This window comes from Sulfurimonas sp., from assembly GCF_014859695.1.
Lineage (GTDB): Bacteria > Campylobacterota > Campylobacteria > Campylobacterales > Sulfurimonadaceae > Sulfurimonas.
This window is the reverse complement of record NZ_JACUTS010000124.1, coordinates 1-3,815: the sequence shown is the minus strand read 5'-3', so window position 1 is coordinate 3,815 and position 3,815 is coordinate 1. Positions and strand designations below refer to the sequence as shown.

At 29.4% G+C, this 3,815-nt stretch carries 5 protein-coding genes; all 5 read left to right on the top strand.

Annotated features, from left to right (window positions below):
• The coding region (locus IBX42_RS12590) for a TraR/DksA C4-type zinc finger protein (protein ID WP_365943711.1) at positions 1–107 on the top strand (107 nt) is incomplete at its 5' end.
• Positions 108–227: 120 nt separating this feature from the next.
• Complete coding sequence (locus tag IBX42_RS11650; RefSeq protein ID WP_294933101.1) at positions 228–1,253, top strand: ORF6N domain-containing protein; 1,026 nt, start codon at positions 228–230, stop codon at positions 1,251–1,253.
• Between the two features lie 18 nt (positions 1,254–1,271).
• The gene (locus IBX42_RS11645) at positions 1,272–1,586 is read left to right on the top strand and encodes a hypothetical protein (RefSeq protein WP_294933100.1); all 315 of its coding nucleotides are present in this window, start codon (positions 1,272–1,274) and stop codon (positions 1,584–1,586) included.
• Positions 1,583–3,691: an AAA family ATPase gene (locus tag IBX42_RS11640; RefSeq protein ID WP_294933099.1), complete on the top strand. Its 2,109-nt coding sequence runs from the start codon at positions 1,583–1,585 to the stop codon at positions 3,689–3,691. Before IBX42_RS11645 ends, IBX42_RS11640 begins: the two co-directional genes overlap by 4 nt.
• Positions 3,692–3,718: 27 nt before the next feature.
• Positions 3,719–3,815: Sir2 family NAD-dependent protein deacetylase (locus tag IBX42_RS11635; protein WP_294933102.1), on the top strand; the 97-nt coding region annotated here is incomplete at its 3' end.

The window sequence follows — 3,815 nt, the reverse complement described above, 5'->3', positions numbered from 1 at the left end:
AAACCTTTGGCGAATGTATAGACTGCGGCGATGACATCGCAAAAGAGAGACTTGAGATAATGCCCGAAAACGGGCTTTGCATAGAGTGCGCTTCCGTTAAAAGATAGCCATACATATTGCAATTTGCAATATTTTCTTATAAAAATCTTTTTGTATGCTATAAATCAGAAAACACAATGGTTTTAGGTAAAATATAACATTGTAGGTTTGAGGGGCGGATGTTGAGTATGAATGAAATATCAGTTATTAATGAAGAGACTATAAAAAATAAAATCTATACGATACGAGGTTTTCAAGTGATGCTCGATAGTGATTTAGCAGAGCTTTATTGTGTTGAATCAAAAAGATTAAATGAGCAAGTAAAAAGAAATATTGATAGATTTCCTGAAAATTTCAGATTTCAACTTACAGAAAATGAGTTCAACAACTTGAGGTCGCAATTTACGACCTCAAGTTATCCAGAATCTTTAAGGTCGCAATTTGCGACCTTAGAAAATATGAGAGGAAAACATAGAAAATACATACCTTATGTTTTCACAGAACAGGGCGTGGCGATGCTCTCAGCCGTACTTAAAAGCCAAACAGCGGTGCAAACAAGTATATATATCATCAATACTTTTGTTCAAATGAGAAAGTTTATTTCAAACAATGCTATCATATTTCAAAGATTAGATTCGCTTGAGCAAAAGCAGTTTAAAACGGATGAAAAAGTGGATGCTGTTTTAAATGCTATCGAGGATAAATCTATCAAGCTTAAGCAGGGGATATTTTACGACGGGCAGATATTTCAAGGAAACTTTTTTACTAAAGTAAAAACCGCATTTGCTAGTTTTGACGCTTATTCTTTTGTAAGTGAGCTTGTCAGAAAAGCCACAAAATCCATCATCCTCATCGACAACTACTGCGATGACACCACGCTAACACATCTAAGCAAAGCAGACCCAAAAGTAAAAATCACAATACTAACAAAAATCATATCTAAACAACTCAAGCTAGACATAGAAAAATACAAAGCCCAGTACAAAAACCTAGAGGCAAAAGAGTTTAACAGCTCTCATGACAGGTTTTTGATACTAGATGAAAAAGAGATTTATCACATAGGTGCAAGCCTAAAAGACCTCGGTAAAAAATGGTTTGTGTTTTCGCTTTTGGAAGTGGAGAGTTTTCAAGAAAACTTTTTTGCTAAAGCAAAAACCGCAAGCGCTAGTTTTGGGTTGATGGGTAGAGTACGTGAGGTGGTTAGAAATGATTAATATGAAAAAGGATAAAAAATGTTAGAAAATTTTTTACAAGCTATCAATGAGAAAAAAATAGTGTCAGTTGCTTTTGTTGCTAAAGAAGATGGCATATTAAGAGTAAGAAAATGTGTGCCTTTTGATTATGGAGTAAGTAGAAAATATAAGGATGGAGAGAATAGATTTCATTTTTATGATTTAAATAGTCCAGAAGGTAAACATAATCTTTCATTGTTACCAGCGCAAATTCAAAAATTAGATATTTTAAATGAAGTTTTTAATCCAATATATTATGTCACTTGGACACCAATTAATTGGATTGTGAAAAGAGATTGGGGATTGTATTCATGAGTAAAATAAATATACAAATATGCAGATGTAATAGTATTGAAGCTGGACAAATAAAACTTGTTGAAAATTCTTTAAATATTAAATATGCAATAAATGGAACTGGAAAATCTACTATATCAAAAGCTATTCAATTTGCTATTAATGATAAAAATGTTGCCACCAATTATTTGATTCAATTAAAACCATTCAAGTATAGAACTGATTCAAATACAAATAACCCAGAAATTACGGGAATAGATGCCCTTGAAAGTGTGGCAATTTTTAATGAAGAGTATGTCAGTCAATATGTTTTTCAGCCAAATGAATTATTAAAAAATAGTTTTGATATATTTATTAATAACGAAGCATATAAAAAAGGGATGGATGAGATAAATGATTTAATAAAAGACATCTCTAAAACATTTGATGAAAATAAAGATATTGAAATCATGCTAAATGATTTGAATGAACTTTTTCAAAGTTTTGGAACTGCAAAAGGTTTTGCAAAATCAAGTACTTTTTATAAAGCAGTTGGTAAGGGAAATTTAATCGAAAATATTCCACAAGGGCTGGAAGTATATAAAGATTTTATCAAACATGATAAAAATACTACATGGTTAAAATGGCAAATGACAGGTAAGGATTATTTAGATATTTCTAATTGTTGCCCTTTTTGTACATCTTCAAGTATAGAAGAAAAGAAAGATACAATTAAGGCAATTGGTGACAATTATGATTCTAAGTTAATTGAACATCTAAATAAAGTGATAAATACTGTATCAAAATTAAGTTCCTATTTTACTGAAGACACTTATAAAAAAATTATTGCTATTTCAAAAAATATTGATGGATTACAAAAAGAACAAGAGACTTTTTTACTTGAGATAAGAGAACAAATTGACACTTTGATAAGTAAGCTTTCAAGTATTAAATCACTTGGATTTAAATCTTTAAAAGATTTTGATAAAGTCGATGCAGTTATTAAAGATTTTAAAATTGACCTTAATTACATTGGTCATCTTAATACCGAAGCTACATCTGAAAAAATTACTAAAATAAACAAGTCATTAGATGAAATTCTAGAAAAATCTGGGCAATTACAAGGGAAAGTAAAACTTCAAAAAGTTAGGATAGAAGATACTATAAAAACATATGAAAAAGAAATAAATGATTTTTTAAAATATGCTGGTTATAGTTATTCTGTTAATATAGAAGAAGATGTAAATAGCAATTCTTACAAAATGCAACTTACACACAATGATTTTGTAGAAAGTAATATTGATAATGCTAAAAACCATTTAAGCTATGGCGAAAAAAATGCTTTTGCTCTTATTCTATTTATGTTTGATACACTTAAAAATAATCAACAGTTAATTATTCTTGATGATCCAATATCTTCTTTTGATAAGAATAAAAAATTTGCAATTATAGAAATGCTCTTTAGAGGTGAAAAAAGTTTTAAGAATAAAACGGTTTTAATGCTCACTCATGATTTTGAACCTATTGTAGATATTGTGTTGCATCATTCCGATATTTTCAATATGGTAAAACCAAGTGCAAGTTTTTTAGAAAATATTGAAGGTAAATTGTCCGAAAAAGAAATCGTAAAAGATGACATAAAAAGTTTTATCGAAATAGTAGAAGAAAATATAGCTAGTTTAGATGAAACAATAAATAAGCTAATTTATCTTAGACGGTTATATGAAATAAAAAATAATAAAGGCTTGGCATACCAGCTGTTATCAAATGTTTTTCATAAGAGAGAAATACCTACACATAAATCTGAAGAAGAGATGACAGAAGAAGAGATAAATGAAGCTTCACGAGAAATTCAAAAAGCCATAAATGAATCTTTCCAATATAATACTTGCTATTTAAATATGAGTGATAATAATGAGTTAATTAGGCTTTATGAAAAAGCAACAAATAATTATGAAAAACTTCAAATTTATAGAGTTTTAAATAATGACAATCATGATAGTCGTACAATTAGAAAATTTATAAATGAAACTTTTCATATAGAAAATGACCATATATATCAACTTAATCCATGTAAATATCAAACTGTTCCACATTACATTATTAAAGAATGTAATCAAGATATAGAGTTATTAAAAGCAAAATGAAAATTAAGGTCTGACGGAGAAAAGCAGATGGCAAAGGTTTTGATTTTAAGCGGTGCGGGCATAAGCGCTGAGTCGGGCATAAGTACATTTAGGGACAGCGGCGGGCTTTGGGATGAGTACGATG